General features: G+C 73.7%; 14 protein-coding genes and 1 tRNA gene. 7 read left to right on the forward strand and 8 right to left on the reverse strand.

Annotation, left to right across the window (positions count from 1 at the left end; genetic code table 11):
• The first annotated feature begins 58 nt into the window (after positions 1 to 58).
• Entirely contained in the window at positions 59 to 865 is an 807-nt protein-coding gene (locus tag LG396_RS05335) for a hypothetical protein (protein WP_225793824.1), read from the forward strand.
• Here LG396_RS05335 and LG396_RS05340 read toward each other — a convergent pair.
• From LG396_RS05340 to LG396_RS05370, 7 genes are all read right to left on the reverse strand, one after another.
• Complete coding sequence (locus LG396_RS05340; RefSeq protein WP_225793825.1) at positions 851 to 2,110, reverse strand: tyrosine-type recombinase/integrase; 1,260 nt, start codon at positions 2,108 to 2,110, stop codon at positions 851 to 853. The genes LG396_RS05335 and LG396_RS05340 overlap by 15 nt on opposite strands.
• Positions 2,111 to 2,207: 97 nt before the next feature.
• Positions 2,208 to 2,303: transfer RNA gene (locus LG396_RS05345), tRNA-Sec, on the reverse strand.
• Positions 2,304 to 2,413: 110 nt separating this feature from the next.
• The gene (locus LG396_RS05350; protein WP_225793826.1) at positions 2,414 to 3,022 is read right to left on the reverse strand and encodes a PadR family transcriptional regulator; all 609 of its coding nucleotides are present in this window, start codon (positions 3,020 to 3,022) and stop codon (positions 2,414 to 2,416) included.
• 50 nt (positions 3,023 to 3,072) lie between these two features.
• The gene (locus tag LG396_RS05355; RefSeq protein ID WP_225793827.1) at positions 3,073 to 5,358 is read right to left on the reverse strand and encodes a xanthine dehydrogenase family protein molybdopterin-binding subunit; all 2,286 of its coding nucleotides are present in this window, start codon (positions 5,356 to 5,358) and stop codon (positions 3,073 to 3,075) included.
• On the reverse strand, positions 5,355 to 6,242 hold the full coding sequence (locus tag LG396_RS05360; protein WP_225793828.1) for an FAD binding domain-containing protein: 888 nt from the start codon (positions 6,240 to 6,242) through the stop codon (positions 5,355 to 5,357). The genes LG396_RS05355 and LG396_RS05360 overlap by 4 nt, the downstream gene beginning before the upstream one ends.
• The gene (locus LG396_RS05365; RefSeq protein WP_225793829.1) at positions 6,239 to 6,826 is read right to left on the reverse strand and encodes a (2Fe-2S)-binding protein; all 588 of its coding nucleotides are present in this window, start codon (positions 6,824 to 6,826) and stop codon (positions 6,239 to 6,241) included. Before LG396_RS05365 ends, LG396_RS05360 begins: the two co-directional genes overlap by 4 nt.
• 55 nt (positions 6,827 to 6,881) lie before the next feature.
• The gene (locus LG396_RS05370; protein WP_225793830.1) at positions 6,882 to 7,880 is read right to left on the reverse strand and encodes an asparaginase; all 999 of its coding nucleotides are present in this window, start codon (positions 7,878 to 7,880) and stop codon (positions 6,882 to 6,884) included.
• Positions 7,881 to 7,997: 117 nt separating this feature from the next.
• On the opposite strand from LG396_RS05370, the gene LG396_RS05375 reads away from it, so the two are divergent.
• From LG396_RS05375 to LG396_RS05400, 6 genes are all read left to right on the forward strand, one after another.
• Entirely contained in the window at positions 7,998 to 8,999 is a 1,002-nt protein-coding gene (locus LG396_RS05375; RefSeq protein ID WP_100301089.1) for an MBL fold metallo-hydrolase, read from the forward strand.
• 67 nt (positions 9,000 to 9,066) lie between these two features.
• Positions 9,067 to 9,924, forward strand: a complete 858-nt coding sequence (locus LG396_RS05380) for an SRPBCC family protein (RefSeq protein WP_225793831.1) — start codon at positions 9,067 to 9,069, stop codon at positions 9,922 to 9,924.
• Between the two features lie 161 nt (positions 9,925 to 10,085).
• Entirely contained in the window at positions 10,086 to 11,180 is a 1,095-nt protein-coding gene (locus LG396_RS05385; protein WP_225793832.1) for a mandelate racemase/muconate lactonizing enzyme family protein, read from the forward strand.
• Between the two features lie 82 nt (positions 11,181 to 11,262).
• Complete coding sequence (locus LG396_RS05390) at positions 11,263 to 12,633, forward strand: dihydroorotase (RefSeq protein ID WP_225793833.1); 1,371 nt, start codon at positions 11,263 to 11,265, stop codon at positions 12,631 to 12,633.
• Positions 12,634 to 12,713: 80 nt separating this feature from the next.
• Entirely contained in the window at positions 12,714 to 13,244 is a 531-nt protein-coding gene (locus LG396_RS05395; RefSeq protein ID WP_225793834.1) for an SMI1/KNR4 family protein, read from the forward strand.
• Between the two features lie 51 nt (positions 13,245 to 13,295).
• Positions 13,296 to 13,733, forward strand: coding sequence for a cupin domain-containing protein (locus LG396_RS05400; RefSeq protein WP_225794009.1), 438 nt, complete (start codon positions 13,296 to 13,298; stop codon positions 13,731 to 13,733).
• Between the two features lie 185 nt (positions 13,734 to 13,918).
• Here the strand turns inward: LG396_RS05400 and LG396_RS05405 are convergent, their stop codons facing one another.
• The gene (locus LG396_RS05405) at positions 13,919 to 15,463 is read right to left on the reverse strand and encodes a TRAFAC clade GTPase domain-containing protein (protein WP_225793835.1); all 1,545 of its coding nucleotides are present in this window, start codon (positions 15,461 to 15,463) and stop codon (positions 13,919 to 13,921) included.
• Between the last annotated feature and the right edge of the window lies 1 nt (position 15,464).

Consider the following 15,464-nt stretch of genomic DNA (forward strand, 5'->3'; position numbering starts at 1 on the left):
GGCGGTCCTGGGGGCAATCGCCGTTCTCATCATCGGCGCTTACGCAGGGCTCTGGGCCATGCGTAGACGCATCATCGACACGCAACGTCAACTCCAGCGGGAGCGCGAAGAGCGGCTACGCGCGGTGAACGACCTCGCCATCGCCATGGGCCGCGACCTACTCAGGCGGAAACTCGCCGCGCTCGACGGCGGCGGTGATGACGACGAGCCGCCCGAGGAGCGGCGGAAACGTTTCCGCGCAGTGCCGCCTCCGCCGCTCGCCGTGCCGATCGCGTTACTGCTGGCCGCCGGCGCCTGGCTCCGCACCCACCTCTGGGCACCGGCCCGCGCACACCCGTGGGCCGCCGCGGGGACCATCGCCACCGCCGCGGCCGTCGCCATAGCCGTCTACGTCGCCCCCGGCGGCGACGGCGCCCACCGCGCCGACGCGCCGACCATCACCGCCGCCCCGACCGCACCCGCCCCGCCGGGACCGGGAGAGAGCACGCCGCCCAGCGTGGGCCCGGACCGTACGCCATCCAGCTCGCCGTCTGGGCGCGCGGCCGTCGCCGGCCGCCGCGGCTTCCCACTCCCGAGCCCCACCACCGCGCCGCCGCCCGAGCCCGTGTCCCGCACCTCCCCGCCCGCCAGCAGCAGCCCGCCGCCGGACGGGACCAGCCCGCCCGGGACCAGCAGCGGCGGAACGACCGGCGGCGACAGCAGTACCGGCGGAACGGGCGGCGGTGACGGCGGCAGTACCGGGGACCCGACAACCGGCGGCACCACACCGCCGGTCGACCCGCCCGACGAGGACACCCCCGGCGGCCTCCTGTGCCTCGACATCGACCTGCACCCGATCCTGCGGCTCGGCCTATGCCTCCTGTGACGCGGTCGGCAGCGGCACGACGTTCCCGCCCGCGGCCGGCGGCGACATCGCGTTCTCCACCGCCGCCGTGATGTCATCGGACAGGCTCCGCACCAGATGCCCGTACCGGTCCACAGTGGTCGTGATGCTCTCGTGCCCCAACCGGGCCTGGATCGCAGGCAGCGGCACCCCCGCGGCAATCAGCCACGCCACATGCGTATGCCGCAGATCATGAATCCGCGGACGCTTCGGGAGCCCCTTCGCGATCGCCTCCTCCACCGCCGGCAGCCACCGCCGCCGCCAGAAATTCGTATGGCGCCAGGCCTTCCCCCTCGGCGTCTCAAAGATCAGCCCTTCCGGTGGCTTCCCCGCCACCCGGCGGCGGACCATCGCGAGTTGCTCCGCCGTGAGTGCCACCACGCGGCGGGCCCTCCTCGTCTTCGGCGGGCCCAGCCAGTACGCCGCGCCCGCCTCGCCCGGCGCTTTGCGCTTCCACGCCCGCTGCACGGACACGGTGCCGCGCTTGAGGTCGACATCGCGGACCTGGAGCGCGGTCGCCTCACCCCACCGCATGCCCGTCCCGACGAGCCAGTCCGTGAGGTCGCGGGCGTCATCAAAGGTGATCTCGGCGCGGATGCGGGCGTACTCCTCCGGCTCTAGGAACGTCATCTCCTCCACCGTGTGGTCGTCGATACGCGGGAGGCGCACCTTCTTGCAGCAGTTCTTCGTCCGCAGCGGCGGCTCGGCGTCGACGGCGGCCTGCACGATGGAGCTGAGCAGCCCGTGCCGGTTCGCGATCGACTTCGGCCCGGCCGGACGGCGCAGCCACCGCGCCGGGTTGTCCGGGTCGCGCTCGCCGGTCTCCTGCGCGCGGATCCAGTCCTGTACGTCGTCGGCCGTGATGTTGCAGATCGTCGCCGGCGCGACCCGGCCGGACGGCTCGACATGCTGCAGGGCGGAGAAGTGGTTGACGATGTCGCGGCGGTAGTCGCCCCGGGTCCGCTCGTCGATCCCGGTGAGGCGGTCGACTACGCGGTGCGCCCACGTCTCGAACGGCATGTCGCCGGGGCGCTGTTCCTCGTCGACGAAGCCCTTGCCGCGGACCCAGCCGGGCGGCCAGCGGTTGCCGTGGGCCTCGACGATGCCCTTGAACTCGCGCGCCTGGTCCTCGTCGCCGAAGTTCTCGGACTGCCACGCGCCGTCCTGGCGCCATTTGATCTGGTAGGTGATCCCGTCCTTCTTGGGGCGGGGCACGATGCTCGCCATGGATCGGGAGAGTACGCCCGTTTTTCATGGTCATGTTCCCGCGATGTTCCCAACGGGATGGCGCAGGGCCGGAGTTCGCAGGTCAGGGGGGTGAGAATGGCGGAGGTGGACGGGAATCGAACCCGCCTGACCGAGATACTCGCTCACTACGGTTTTGAAGACCGAGGGGGCCACCAGGCGCCCGTACACCTCCACCGGCAACTTTCGTACGCATCGTAAGCGCAACCGGTCGCGGCGCGGGCGGAATTCAGCACCCGGTCGCGAATTCCCTTTCCCCTCCGGCGTTTTCGCGGGGCGGACGGATCAGCCTTCGCCCCAGAACGGCACTCCCTCGCCCTCCAGGCGGTCGAGGAGCGCGAGGCCCTCCTCCGCCCAGTCGATCTCGGCGCGCGCCTTGGCCGACTCACCGCGGAACGCGAACCGCTTGAACTCGACGATCGCCTCGTGCTCCGCCCGCGGGCGCTGCCGGAGGCGGGAGTCCAGCAGCGGGACGCGGCGGGCTTCGAGGTCGTCGACCATCCCTTCCCAGGTGGCCAGCGCCGCGGCGTAGTGGGCGCGGTGGGCCCGTAGCTGGGCGCGGGCGGCGGCGTAGGAGGAGAACTCGAAGTGGGCCGCGCGGACCCGGGAGGGGTCGCGCTCGGGCGGGTAGAGGGTGGGCTCTTCGAGCCAGGCGCGCAGCTCGGCGAGCCCCTTGCCGGTGAGCGAGTAAACGCGCTTCTCGGCCCGCTTGCCGCGCGGCACCACCTCGACCTCGACCAGCTCGTCCTGCTCCATCCGGCGCAGCTCCGGATAGATCTGGCTGTGCGGTGCCTGCCACATGTACGCGACGGTGCCGTCGAAGTACCGGATCAGGTTGTAGCCGGTCATCGGCTCTGCGGTCAGCACGGCGAGCAGCGCGTGGCGAAGGGACACGGTGGACCTCGGGTCGGCGTACGGAGGGTGGTCGGATCAGGCGGCGGTGGTCACGGGTGAACTGTAGTGGCCTGCGGTGACGGCGTTCCGCGCAGCAGCTCCCGCACGTTGCCCGGGGTGAGCGGCAGCCGCGTCACCGGCCGCGCCGCCGCGCCGAGGGCGTCGGCGACGGCGTTCGCGACGGCCGCGGGCGTGCCCACCATGCCGGACTCGCCGGCGCCCTTGAGGCCCAGGGGGTTGGTGGGCGTCGGGTACTCGACGACGAACACGTCGATCTCCGGCAGGTCCGCCGCGGTGGGCATCAGGTAGTCGCCGAACGACGTGGAGAGCGGCTGCCCCTGCTCGTCGTAGACCAGCTCCTCCAGCAGCGCGCCGCCGATGCCCTGGGAGGCCGCCCCGGCGAGCTGGCCGCGCACCAGCTCCGGGTTGACCGCGCGCCCGACGTCGTGCAGGACGGCGTGCCGGAGCACCCGGACCGCACCGGTCGCGGCGTCGACGGTGACGAGCGAGAGTGCGGCGCCGAAGGAGAAGCCGGGGTGCGGCTTGTCGAACCGGCCGTGCCCCGCCGGCAGCCTCCCGGCCGGGGCGGTCGCGCCGCCGGGCCCGCGGACCGTGCCCCGGTCGAAGCGCACTTCGCCGGGGTCGCCGCCCACCTCGGCCGCCGCCTTGGCGAGGAGGTCCCGGGCGGCCAGCGCGATGGCGTTGCCCGCCAGCAGCGTCGACCGGCTGGCGAACGCGCCGAAGCCCATGGGGACGGCGGTGGTGTCGGAGAAGTCGACGGTCACGTCCTCGAAGGGCACGGACAGGGCGTCGGCGGCGATCTGGGCCAGGACGGTCTCCACCCCCTGCCCGAGGGAGGAGACGCCCGTCCGCACGGTGAACGTGCCGTCGTCGGCGGCCTCGACGAACGCCTCCTCGAACGGCCCGACGGCGCCGATCTCCACGTACGGCGCGAGGCCGACGCCGGCCAGCCGCCCGCTTCGCCGCAGCCGCTGCCGCTCGCGGGTGAGCGCCTCGTAGCCGGCGGCGTCGAGGAGGGTCTCGAACGACGCGGGGAAGTCGCCGCTCTCGTAGCGTACGGGCGGCACGTGCGGCTGCTCCGGCGCGTCGAACGCGAACGGCATGGCCGCGGCGGGGATCAGGTTGCGCCGCCGCAGCTCCGCCGGGTCGAGGCCCAGCTCCGCGGCGAGCAGGTCGAGTGCGCGCTCGCGGGCGAAGGTCGCCTCCGTCATGCCGGGGCCGCGGTACGTCCCGGTCGGGGTGCGGTTGGTCAGCACGCCGGTGGAGTCGACCGCGAACGCCTCCCAGCGGTACGGGCCCGCGGCGTGCAGGGCGGGCAGCAGCCCGGGGAGGATGCCCTGGGAGCGCACGTACGCGCCCTGGTCGCACCAGGCGCGGTCGCGGAAGGCGAGCAGCCGGCCGTCGGACGTGGCGGCGATCTCCCACTCGTGCTCCTGCTCGCGCGCGTGGTTGGTCGCCACGAAGTGCTCGGCGCGGTCCTCGGTCCACTTCACCGGCCGGCCCAGCCGCATGGCGGCGAAGGGCACCAGGAAGTCCTCCGGGTACGGCTCGCCCCGTACCCCGAAGCCGCCGCCGACGTGCACCTCCACGACCCGTACGCGCTCGGGACCGAGGCCGAGCATGGCGCCGAGGGCCTGCCGGGTGAAGTGCTTGACCTTGGCGCCGCCCCACAGGGTGAGCAGGCCGGTGGCCGGCTCGTACTCGGCGAGCAGGCCGCGGGTCTCCATGGGGACCGCGGTGTGGCGGTGCATCGTCAGCCGCTCGCGGACCACGACGTCGGCGCGGGAGAACGCGGCCTCGACGTCGCCGTGCCGCAGGGACACGGTGCTGACGGTGTTGTCCGGGCTCGACTCGTGCAGCCGCGGGGCGCCTTCTGCGGTGGCGGCGGCCATGGTGGCGGCCACGTCGAGGTCGTCGATGTCCACGTCGACCAGTTCGGCCGCGTCCTCCGCGGTGTACGGGTCCTCGGCGACGACGAGGGCGACGGGCTCGCCGACGTAGCGGACGGTGCCACGCGCCAGCGGCGGCTGGAGCAGCGGGGGCGTCTCGGCGGTCTCGGCGAACGGCAGCCGGACGGGGATGCGGACGTCCGGCAGGTCGTCGGCGGTGTAGACGGCCAGCACGCCGGGCAGGGCCAGCGCCTCGGCGGTGTCCAGCGCGGCGATACGGCCGTGGGCGAGCGGGCTGCGCACCACGCGGACGTGGACCTGCCCCGGGCGGTCGAGGTCGGCGGCGTAGCGGGCGCGGCCGGTCAGCAGGTCGTCGACGCCGCGCCGCGGTGTCGAGGTGCCGACGGACGGGGTGCGGTGGTTCACGACTTCTCCTTCAGCCGGTCGAGGGCGCGGGTGACGAGGGTCCGGACGAGTTCGCGGCGGAAGTCCGCGCCGCCCCCGGGGACTTCGCCGGAGGCGGCAGAGGAGCCGGCCGCGGCTCCGGCCGCGGACGCGGCCAGCCGGGCCGCCTCGGCGGCCGCCCGCTCGGTCAGCCGCCCGCCGGTCAGCGCCTCCTCCGCCTCCCGGGCGCGTACGGGCACGGGCCCGACGCTGCCGAGGGCGACGCGCACGTGCGTGGCCACCCCGTCGCCGTCGAGCGCCACCGCGACGGCCGCGGAGGCCAGGGCGAAGTCGCCGCTGTGCACCTGGAACTCCTCGAACACGCTGCGCAGCCCGGGCGGCGGGGCCGGAAAGGCGACCTCCACCAGCATCTCGTCGGGTTCGAGCGCGGTGATGAACGGGGCGAGGAAGAAGTCCGCGGCGGGGACGGTCCTGGTGCCGTCCGCGGACTGGAGGGTCACGGACGCGTCCAGGGCCGCGGCGACGACGGGGAGTTCGGCGGAGGGGTCGGCGTGGGCGAGGCTGCCGCCGCACGTGCCGCGTACCCGGACGGGATGGTGGCCGATGCGCCCCGCGGCCTCGCGGAGCGCCTGCCAGGGGCCGGTGAGCCCGGTGGCGCGTTCCAGCTCCAGGTGCCGGACCAGGGCGCCGACGCGCAGACCGCCGCCGTCCCCGCGGACGTACCGGTGGGTGGTGATGCGGCCGATGTCGACGAGGTGGCTGGGCCGGGCCAGCCGGTACGCCATGAGCGGCACCAGGCTCTGGCCGCCGGCCAGGATCTTCGCGTCCTCCCCGGCGTCGCGCAGGAGGGCGAGCGCCTCCGGCACACCGGCGGCGCGGGCGTACGCGAACGGCGGCGGCTTCACGATCCGGCCTCCTTCCGCGCGCGCTGGACGGCCCGTACGGCCGACACGATGGGGACGCCGCCGGTGCAGCGGCAGATGTTCGAGGACAGGACGTCGGTCACCCGCTCCGCGGAGGCGTCCGGTTCGTCGGCGAGCAGTCCTTGGGCGAGCATGAGGAAGCCGGGGGTGCAGAAGCCGCATTGAAGGGCGCCGCCGTCGCGGAAAGCCCGCTGGACGTCGGACAGCCGCGCGCCACCGCCGGGCTCCCCGTTCTCCCCGTTCCCCTCGTACTCCCCGGGCCCCGTCGGCTCTTCGCGCTCCCCGGACAGCCCTTCGACCGTCCGGATGCGGCTTCCCCGCGCCTGTACGGCCAGGACGAGGCAGGCCCGTACGGGCCTGCCGTCGAGCAGCACGGTGCACGCGCCGCAGACGCCGTGCTCGCAGCCCAGGCGGGTGCCCGTCAGACCGGCGCCGCGCAGGGCGTCGGCAAGGGTGCGGCGCGGTTCCACGGTGCAGGTGACGAGGCTGTCGTTCACGTCGAGTTCGACCGTTACCGGGTCGAGGGGCGGGAGCCAGGGGTCCTGCCGGCTGCCGGTCTCGTTCATCGTCTGCCTCCTGGTGCTTCCGGGGGTGCGGCGGACCGCCGGGCGGTTCGGTGGGTCAGGCGGACAGGGCGTCGCAGGCCGCGGCCACGGCCTCGCGCGACAGCCCGGCGCCCAGGGCGAGGGACAGCAGCACCCGGGCCTTCAGGGGGGAGACCGCGCCGGCCCCGATGAGGCCGCGGGCGAGGAGGTCGCGCTCGGAGCCGGGGAAGTCGTAGGTGTTCCGGTACAGCTCGCCCGCGCCGGTGCGGGACGCGAGGACGACGGGGATCCGGGCGGCCAGCGCCTCGGCGTCGGCGACGGTCCGGTTCGGCAGGTGCCCGGCCCCGAAGCCGGCCAGCACCGCGCCTTCGTAGCCGAGGTCCGGCAGGTGCGGCAGCAGCCGGACGTCGTCGCCGAGTACGGCGGTGACGAGGGCGACCGGGGCGGGTCCCGCGGGCGCGGGCAGCGGCAGGGGCGGCACCCGCGCGGGGCGCAGCGGGATGCGGACGCGGTCCTCGGTGACCCAGCCCAGCGGTCCGAGGCCGGGGGAGGCGAAGGCGGAGGGGCGCTCGGTGTGCCGCTTCTGTACGTAACGGGCGCTGTGCACCTCGCCGTTGAACACCACGGTGACGCCGGTGCCGACGGCCGCTTCGCTCGCTGCGACGCGGACGGCGTCGAGCAGGTTCGCCGGCCCGTCGGTGCCCGGCCGGCCGGGGTGGCGCAGGGCGCCGGTGACCACGACGGGGGTGTCGCCGCCGCCGAGCAGGTCGAGGGCGAAGGCCGTCTCCTCCAGGGTGTCCGTTCCCTGGGTGACGACGACGCCGTCGCAGCCGCGGGCGGCCGACCGGTCGATCTCCGCGCGCAGGTCCACCACGTCGGGCAGCGTGAGGTGGGCGCCGGGCAGCCGCCGGAAGTCGCCGTGGGAGAGGTGGACCCCGGCCGGCGCCGCGGGCAGCGAGGCGAGCAGGTCCGCCGCGTCGAGGGCGGGGACGACGCCCTGACCCGCGTCCCTTGCCGTCATGGCGATCGTGCCGCCGAGGGTCAGGACGTGCACCCGTACGGGTTCCGCGTTCATCTGCGCGCCTCCTCATCCTCCCCGGCCCGCTGCCCGTGGCACCGGTGGGGCTGGTTTTTATGTATGGCGATACCTATATTGATACTGTAAGCCAGGCGAGAGCGAAAGGACACACGCATGGTGTGCTGGCCCCTTCCGGTGATCCCCGAGATGAGCGAGCGGCAGCAGGGGTTCATGGCCCCGAACCTCAGTCCGAAGGGCCTGCGGCTCATCCCGCACGAACTCGCCGAGGGCGTCTACGGGCTGATGGCGAACAAGCTGCCGAAGGACAACAACGGCCTCGTCGTAGGCGACCGGGCGGCCCTGGTGATCGACTCCGGGATCACCCCTGACGTGGGCCGGTACATCCAGGAGGTCGTCGCCACCCTCACCGACCGGCCGGTGCTCTACCTGGCCAACACGACCTTCCACGGCGACCACACCTTCGGCAACGCGGCGTTCGGCGACGACGTCACCGTCATCTCCTCCCGGCTGAACAAGGCGTCGATGACCGACCTGGAGGAGGAGAAGGAGTACCGCTCGGAGAGCATGTACGGCGATCCGGGCTTCGCGGGCGTGACCCGCTGGCGCACGCCGGACCTCGTCTTCGACCGCTACTGCGAACTCGACCTGGGCGGACGCGAGGTACAGCTCTGGCACTTCGGCCCCGGCAACGGCTCCGGCGACACGATCGTCCACGTACCCGACGCCAAGGTCGCCTGGGTCGGCAACTTCCTGCGCCACCCGGGCATCCCGCCGATGCTGCTGGCCGGCGACCCCGTCGGCTACGCCCGCTCCCTGCGGTCGCTCAGGGCGACCCTGGCCCCCGAGACCCTCGTGCCCGGGCACGGTCCGCTCACCGACGCCGACGCGGCCCTCACGTACATGCTCGGGTACGTCGAGAGGATCGGCCTCGACGTCGCCGAGCGGCGGCTCGCCGGCATGGACCTCCAGGCGACCATGGCCGACCTGCCGCTGGCCGACCCGCTCGACCTCACGACGGTCGTCGCGGAGCCCGAGCCCGGCGAGCCCGAGCGGTTCGCCCGGCTGATGCGCTCCAACCACGAGTTGAACGTCCTGCTCACCTACCGCTGGCTGGAGGCGACCAGCCCCGTCCGCGGCCCCGCGCGGCACGCCTGAGGAACCCGGCCGTTCGCCTGCTCCCGTCGGCGGGGACCGTCCGGGCCGTGGCACCGAGGAGGAAACCATGCAGATGCAGCACCACTTCAGCGTCCCCATCGCCGCCGACGAGGCATGGAAGGTGCTTCTCGACGCCGAGCGCATCGCCCCCTGCATGCCGGGGGCGTCCCTGGACTCGGTCGACGGTGACTCGTTCACCGGGCGGGTCAAGGTGAAGGTGGGCCCGGTCGGGCTCACCTACAAGGGAACGGCCGAGATCGTCCACAGGGACGAGGCCACGCACACGGCGGTGCTCCGGGCCAAGGGCAGGGACAGCCGCGGCAACGGAACCGCCGCCGCGACCGTCACCATGACCCTGGCCGAGGAGGGGGCGGGCGGCGGCACCGGCGGGGGAACGGGAGAAGGAGCCGGCGCACGGACGGGCGTCGACGTGCTCACCGAACTCGACGTGACCGGACGCCCCGCCCAGCTCGGCCGGAACCTCATGGCCGACGTCGCCGGCCGGATCATCGGGCAGTTCGCCGCGGCACTGGCGGATCAACTGCAGCGGGAGCAGGGGGCGTCGGCGCACCCGCTCCCGGCCGGGCGGAACGCGGCGGAGGACTCCGACGGGCCGGAGGCGCCCCTGCCCACGCCGGCGGCGGCTGCCGCCGCGGGCGGAGGGGCGGCGCCCGCGGGATCCGGCCCCCCGCGGACCCCCGCGACGAACCCCGCCGCGGCCACCGCCGCCCCGCCGGTACGGGCCGCGGGCGCCGCGCCGGCCGCCGCGGCGCGGCAGGGCGCACCGGACACCGTGCAGGTGCTGGGCCTCGCCGGCGGTTCCGTGCTGCGGATCCTGGCGGCGTCGCTGCGCGCCGCGCTGAGCGGGGCGGCCGCGTTCGTACGGCGGCTGCTGACGCGCTCGGCCCGGCGGCACCGCGCCTGACCGGGTGCCGCGTACGGGCGGTGGGCGCGGCCGGCTCCCCTCGGCGGCGCCCGCCGCCGCCCAAGCCCGCCCGAGCACACCGCACTCCACCGCACCGCCACTCCGGCGCACCCCCACTCCACCGCCACCCCATCCACCGACCACGGACACCGGGAGCTCCCATGGGCACAGGTACCGAAATCGTCGCCGTCGAGACCGACTTCCTGACCATCCCCCTGCCGAGGCCGCTGGTCACCGCGGCGTTCCCGATACCCGCCATCGACACCGCGCTCGTCCGCGTCCGTACCCGCGCCGGACACGAGGGCGTCGCCTGGAGCTTCGCCTTCGGCCGCGGCCGGGTCGCCGCGCTGCTGCAACTCGTCGACGACCTCGCCGAACTCGCCCAGGGCGCGGACGCCGCCATGCCGGAGGCGCTGTGGGCGCGGATGACCGGCGCCGTCGGCTTCGTCGGCCGCCGCGGCCTGGCGGCGCTCGCCGTGTCGGCGATCGACACCGCCTGCTGGGACATCCTCGGCAAGGCCGCGGGACTGCCGGTGTACAAGCTCCTCGGCGGGCACCGCGACCGCGTGGAGACGTACGCCAGCCAGGGCCTGTGGCTCGACCGCTCCCGCGAGGAACTGGTGGACGAGGCGCACGGGCTGGCCGAGGCCGGGTTCCGCGCGGTCAAGATGCGCGCGGGGCTGCCCGACCCCGACGAGGACGAGGCGCGGGTGGCGGCCGTACGGGAGGCGGTCGGCCCCGGCGTCAAGGTGATGATCGACGCCAACCAGGCGTGGGACCTCAAGGAGACCCTGCGCATGGCCGAGCGCTTCGAGGAGTACGACCCGTACTGGCTGGAGGAGCCCATGCCGCACACCCGCGTCGACGACTACGCCCACGCCGCCGCGACCATGCGCGTCCCGCTGTGCACCGGCGAGTCGAACTACTTCAAGGACGAACTGCTCACCCTGGCCCGGCGCCGGGCGGCCGACTACCTCATGCCGGACCTCATGCGCATGGGCGGGGTCACGGAGTGGATGAAGGCCGCCCGCATCTGCGAGGGCTTCGACGTGGCCGTCACACCGCACCTCTTCATGGAGCACTCGGCCCACCTGGCCTGCGCCGCGCCCAACGCCGTCTGGCAGGAGTACCAGCCGTGGTGGCAGCCGGTCGTCGCGGAGCCGCCGGCGTTCGAGGACGGCTGCCTCGTCCTCGGGGACCGGCCGGGCTTCGGCATCGTGCTCGACGACGAAGCCGTGGCCCACCACCGCGTCTGACCTTCCCGGCCCTCTGGCCCGCCCGCCCCCGCCCCCCGACCCGACCCGACCCGACCCGACCCGACTACGGAGGTAGAGACAGGTGCCCGACTTCGACCTGCTGATCACAGGCGGTACGGTCGTGACGCCCACCGGGCGGCACCGCACCGACATCGCCGTCAAGGACGGCCTGATCGCGGCCCTCGGCCCGCCCCGGGGGGACACCGCGCGGGAGACGGCCGACGCCGGCGGACTGCTCGTCCTGCCCGGCGGCGTCGACACCCACGTCCACCTCATGGACCCCGCCGACACCGAGCGGGAGGACTTCCCCCACGGCACCCGGGCCGCCGCCGCGGCAGGGGTCACGACGATCATCGAGCACTCCCACGGCCGGCCGGTGCGCACGCCGGAGGACCTGCGCGAGAAGGTACGGCACCTCGACGGCCGGGCGTACGTGGACTTCGCCCTGGCCGCACACGCCTGGCCCGGCGACACCGCCGCCGTCGCCGGACTGTGGCGGGCCGGCGCCGCCTTCTTCAAGGTCTTCACCTGCACCACCCACGGCATCCCCGGGCACAGCGCCGCCGACCTCCTCGCGCACCTGCGCGCCACCGCGGCGGCGGGCGCGGTCAGCCTCCTGCACTGCGAGGACGAGTCGCTGACGGAGGCCGCGGAGGAGGTGCTGCGCGCGGCCGGGCGCACGGACGGCGGGCTGCTGCCGGAATGGCGTAGCCGGGACGCCGAGGTGGTTGCCGCCGCCGTCGCCGCCCTGCTGGTACGGCGCGCGGGCGCGCGCGCCGCGGTGGCCCATGTCAGCCACCCCGAAGTGGCCGAGTACCTGGCGGCGGAGCGGGCGCGCGGCGCGGCGATCGCCGCGGAGACCTGCCCGCAGTACCTGCTGCTGCGGGAGCACGAGGTGCTCCGGCACGGGGTGTTCCGCAAGTTCACCCCGCCGGCCCGCGCGCGCCATGACGCCGACGAGGCGGCGCTGTGGCGCCTGCTGCGCGACGGCGGCCTGACCCACGTCTCCTCCGACCACGCCCCGGCGACCGCCGAGCAGAAGCGGTCCGGGAACATCTGGGACGTGCACTTCGGTCTCCCGGGACTGGACAGCACCATGACGGTGCTCCTCGACGCCGCGGCGCGCGGCGAGCTGGCGTACGAGGACATCGCCCGCCTCTACGCCGAGACCCCCGCCAGGACGTACGGCCTCTGGCCCGCGAAGGGCGCCCTGGCGGCCGGCTCCGACGCCGACCTGGTGCTCGTGGACCCCGACGAGCGCTGGACCCTCACGAACGACGACGTCCTCTCCAAGGCCGGCTGGACCCCCTTCCACGGCCGCCGCATGACGGGCCGCGTCACGGCGACGTACCTCCGCGGCCACCGAATCCACGACACCCGCCGCCCCCCGACCGCCCGAACGGGCCGCTTCCTCCCGGGCGCGGGCCACTCCGGGGACCCCGCGGGCGGTTGAGGGCCGTGCTCCTGTGGAAGTGACTGGTCCGACGACCGGTGGTGTCGGCAGAATGGGTGGCCTTGTCGGCTGGAGGCGAGATGACTCTGGAGAACCTCGAACGTGTGCTCCCGGACATGCTCGAGATTCGGGAACCGCGTCCACGGGACATCGACTGGGCAGCAGTTGCACGGGAGTTCGGCACCGACTTCCCCGAGGACTACAAGGAGCTTGCAGCTTTTTACGGTTCGATAGAGATTGACGAATATGTGGGTATAGCGTCACCGGACCCAGGTGAAGAGGCATGTTTCGCCCGTGGCAGGCGCAGCGCGCTCTACCCCGTCGAATGCCTGTACGAAGCCGGTATGTCGCATGGATACGTCCCGTACCCACAGCCCTTCGGCCTCGTTCCGTGGGGCGGGAGTATCGATGGAGACGAGTTCCACTGGAGGACGAACCCGGCAGGGCCGGATGCCTGGACGATCGTCGTGGCGGGCCGTAACGGCGACTGGGTCGAGTTCAGCGGAACCCTGACCGAGTACCTCGCGGGCCTGATATCGGGAGAGGTGGCCCCGGACGGCCTGCCGCCGGACTTCCCGGGACGGTCTCCCAGCGTTGCCGTATGGGAGTAGTACGTGTACCCGTCCATTGACTCCAAGGAACGGTCAGAGAGGGACATCGGCATGGGCAAGGGCATGCGTGTCGGGACGATCGCGGTCGTCGCGGCGACGGCGGCACTGGCGGGCGTCGCCACGGCCGGGGCGACACCGGGCGGCCCCGGCGTGACGGGTGAGACCATCGCGCAGACGACGGTGGGCGGCAAGGACTACATCCTGCGCCGGATCACCATCCCTGCCGGCCAGGGCACCGGCTGGCACTTCCACGACGGCACCCTGTACGGCTTCGTCGAGGAGGGGGCGCTCAGCCACTTCGACTCCACGTGCGAGTCCGACGGCGTCTACAAGGCGGGAAGCACGCTCACCGAACCTGCCGGTCCACGGAACGTCCACATCGGCCGCAACCTCGGAACCACCCCCGTCATCCTGGACGTGCTGTACGTCCTCCCGCACGGCGCCCCCCTGTCGGAGGACGCCCCCAACCCGGGCTGCGACTTCGAATAGCCCGGGGATCGGCTCGATGCAGCACGGTCATGAACACCCGTTGTCCGGAAGGGGCACACACCTGCGCCATGCGGTCGTATCCGGGCCGTTCGTCCCGCTGGTGTTCCGTTCGCACATCGACGGCACGCTCCGAATGGCCCCGGTCCCTGGCAGGGCCCCGTCAGCGCGCGGAGCCGGGGCGGCGCCTACTCGCTCAGGCACCATTCCATGAGCACCGGGACGCTCGGGTCCACTCGGCCCGCCTCGTCCGCCACCGCCGCCGTGCAGAAGAAGCGGACCTCGCCGAATTCCAGCTCCATCGTCTTCACCAGGTTCCGCACCCCCAACTGCTCGCACAGCCAGTCCCGGATCGTGTCGCTGTCGTCCGGGCGGTCGGGCAGCAGGGCGGGGCGGCCCGTGAGGAGGTCTTTCTTGCTGACCGCGACGGCCAGGCGGGCCTTGTCCAGGCGGGTGCCCATGGTGCGGATCGACTGGACCGAGCGGGAGAAGACGTCCTCCGGGTCGACCGTCGAGGCCAGGGTGCGGTCCACATGCGGGCCCGTCGGGTCGAGTCTCGTCCAGAACGCGTCGACCGCCATCGGGTCGAGTACGAGGACGAAGGTCCCCGCCGCGCGGACGTAGCGCAGCGCGTCGGTCTCCTCGCGGTTGACGAACCGTTCGCCCGCCGTGTCGAAGATGTGGATGAGGCGCTCGCCGCGGCCGGTGCCGCGTACCAGGGAGTGGCCCTGGGGGAGCGCCTTTCCGGTGGGGCGGGTGTGGCCCTGGATCTCCAGGATCTCGTTCAGCAACTGCTGGGTGTCGCTCGACTCCTGGTCCGCGAGCCGGACCGCGGGGCCGCCGTTCTCCGCCGCGTTCTGCATCGCCTTCACCATCGCCGCCATCAGCTGCGTCTTGCCCGCGGCGCGGCCGCCGATCAGCGGGAGGACCAGCTCCGGCATGTGGCCGGCGTCCGGGTTCAGGGGGCGGCCGCAGTTCTCGTGGACGCAGAAGCCGCTCAGCCGGGCGTCGCGGCTCATCAGCATCAGCAGCGTCGGTATCCGCTCCGTGCAGGCGCAGCGGCGACGGAAGAGGCCGAAGGTGCCCGGGCGGATGTCCACGTGCCGGCGCCGGCAACTGGTGCGGGGGCAGTCGTACTGCGGGTACGGGACGCGCTCGTAGCAGCTCCGGCAGAGTATGCCGCGGGGCAGGCCGCGCAGGACCATCACCGTGCGGTCCGCGGTCCGCAGGGCGAGCGCGGTCAGCCGGGCGCCCGCGGCCAGGACCGCCACGCCGAGCGCGTGGAGGCCGAGCAGCAGGGCCAGCAGGGGGGCGCCGAGGGCGGCGCCGGCGCCGAGGCCGGCGCAGAGCGTCAAGCCGTACGGGACCGAGACGGCCCGGTGCGTGGTGGGCGCGCTGAACTGGGCGGCGGACACCGCGCGGAAGGCGTCCGCGACCGTGCGGGCGTACAGGCGCCGGCCCTGAGTGAGGAGTTGCCGCAGGTCGCGGGTGGCGGGGCCGTAGAAGTAGTTGCGGTGGGCGAGTTCCTCGGTGGGGCGGTACGGCGGGATCGTCACGAACTCGGGGGTGCGCAGGCGCAGCACGCCGTTCAGGAGCCGGAAGTAGCGCCAGACCAGCTCACTGACCAGGGCGAGGGCGCGCAGCGCGGCGATGAACGGCGCGATGAACAGGTAGAGGAACAGCGCGAACAGATAGAGGGCCGGGACGACGACGAACATCACGATGTCGGACACC

Source organism: Streptomyces aculeolatus, from assembly GCF_020400605.1.
Classification (GTDB): domain Bacteria; phylum Actinomycetota; class Actinomycetes; order Streptomycetales; family Streptomycetaceae; genus Streptomyces; species Streptomyces aculeolatus.

Bases quoted from the DNA above. Each gene is read 5' to 3' on its own strand.
- LG396_RS05365 (WP_225793829.1), bottom strand. From the start codon at position 6,826: ATGAACGAGACCGGCAGCCGGCAGGACCCCTGGCTCCCGCCCCTCGAC.
- LG396_RS05385 (WP_225793832.1), top strand. From the start codon at position 10,086: ATGGGCACAGGTACCGAAATCGTCGCCGTCGAGACCGACTTCCTGACC.
- LG396_RS05335 (WP_225793824.1), top strand. From the start codon at position 59: ATGCGTAGACGCATCATCGACACGCAACGTCAACTCCAGCGGGAGCGC.
- LG396_RS05400 (WP_225794009.1), top strand. From the start codon at position 13,296: ATGGGCAAGGGCATGCGTGTCGGGACGATCGCGGTCGTCGCGGCGACG.
- LG396_RS05380 (WP_225793831.1), top strand. From the start codon at position 9,067: ATGCAGATGCAGCACCACTTCAGCGTCCCCATCGCCGCCGACGAGGCA.
- LG396_RS05375 (WP_100301089.1), top strand. From the start codon at position 7,998: ATGGTGTGCTGGCCCCTTCCGGTGATCCCCGAGATGAGCGAGCGGCAG.
- LG396_RS05370 (WP_225793830.1), bottom strand. From the start codon at position 7,880: ATGAACGCGGAACCCGTACGGGTGCACGTCCTGACCCTCGGCGGCACG.
- LG396_RS05340 (WP_225793825.1), bottom strand. From the start codon at position 2,110: ATGGCGAGCATCGTGCCCCGCCCCAAGAAGGACGGGATCACCTACCAG.
- LG396_RS05395 (WP_225793834.1), top strand. From the start codon at position 12,714: ATGACTCTGGAGAACCTCGAACGTGTGCTCCCGGACATGCTCGAGATT.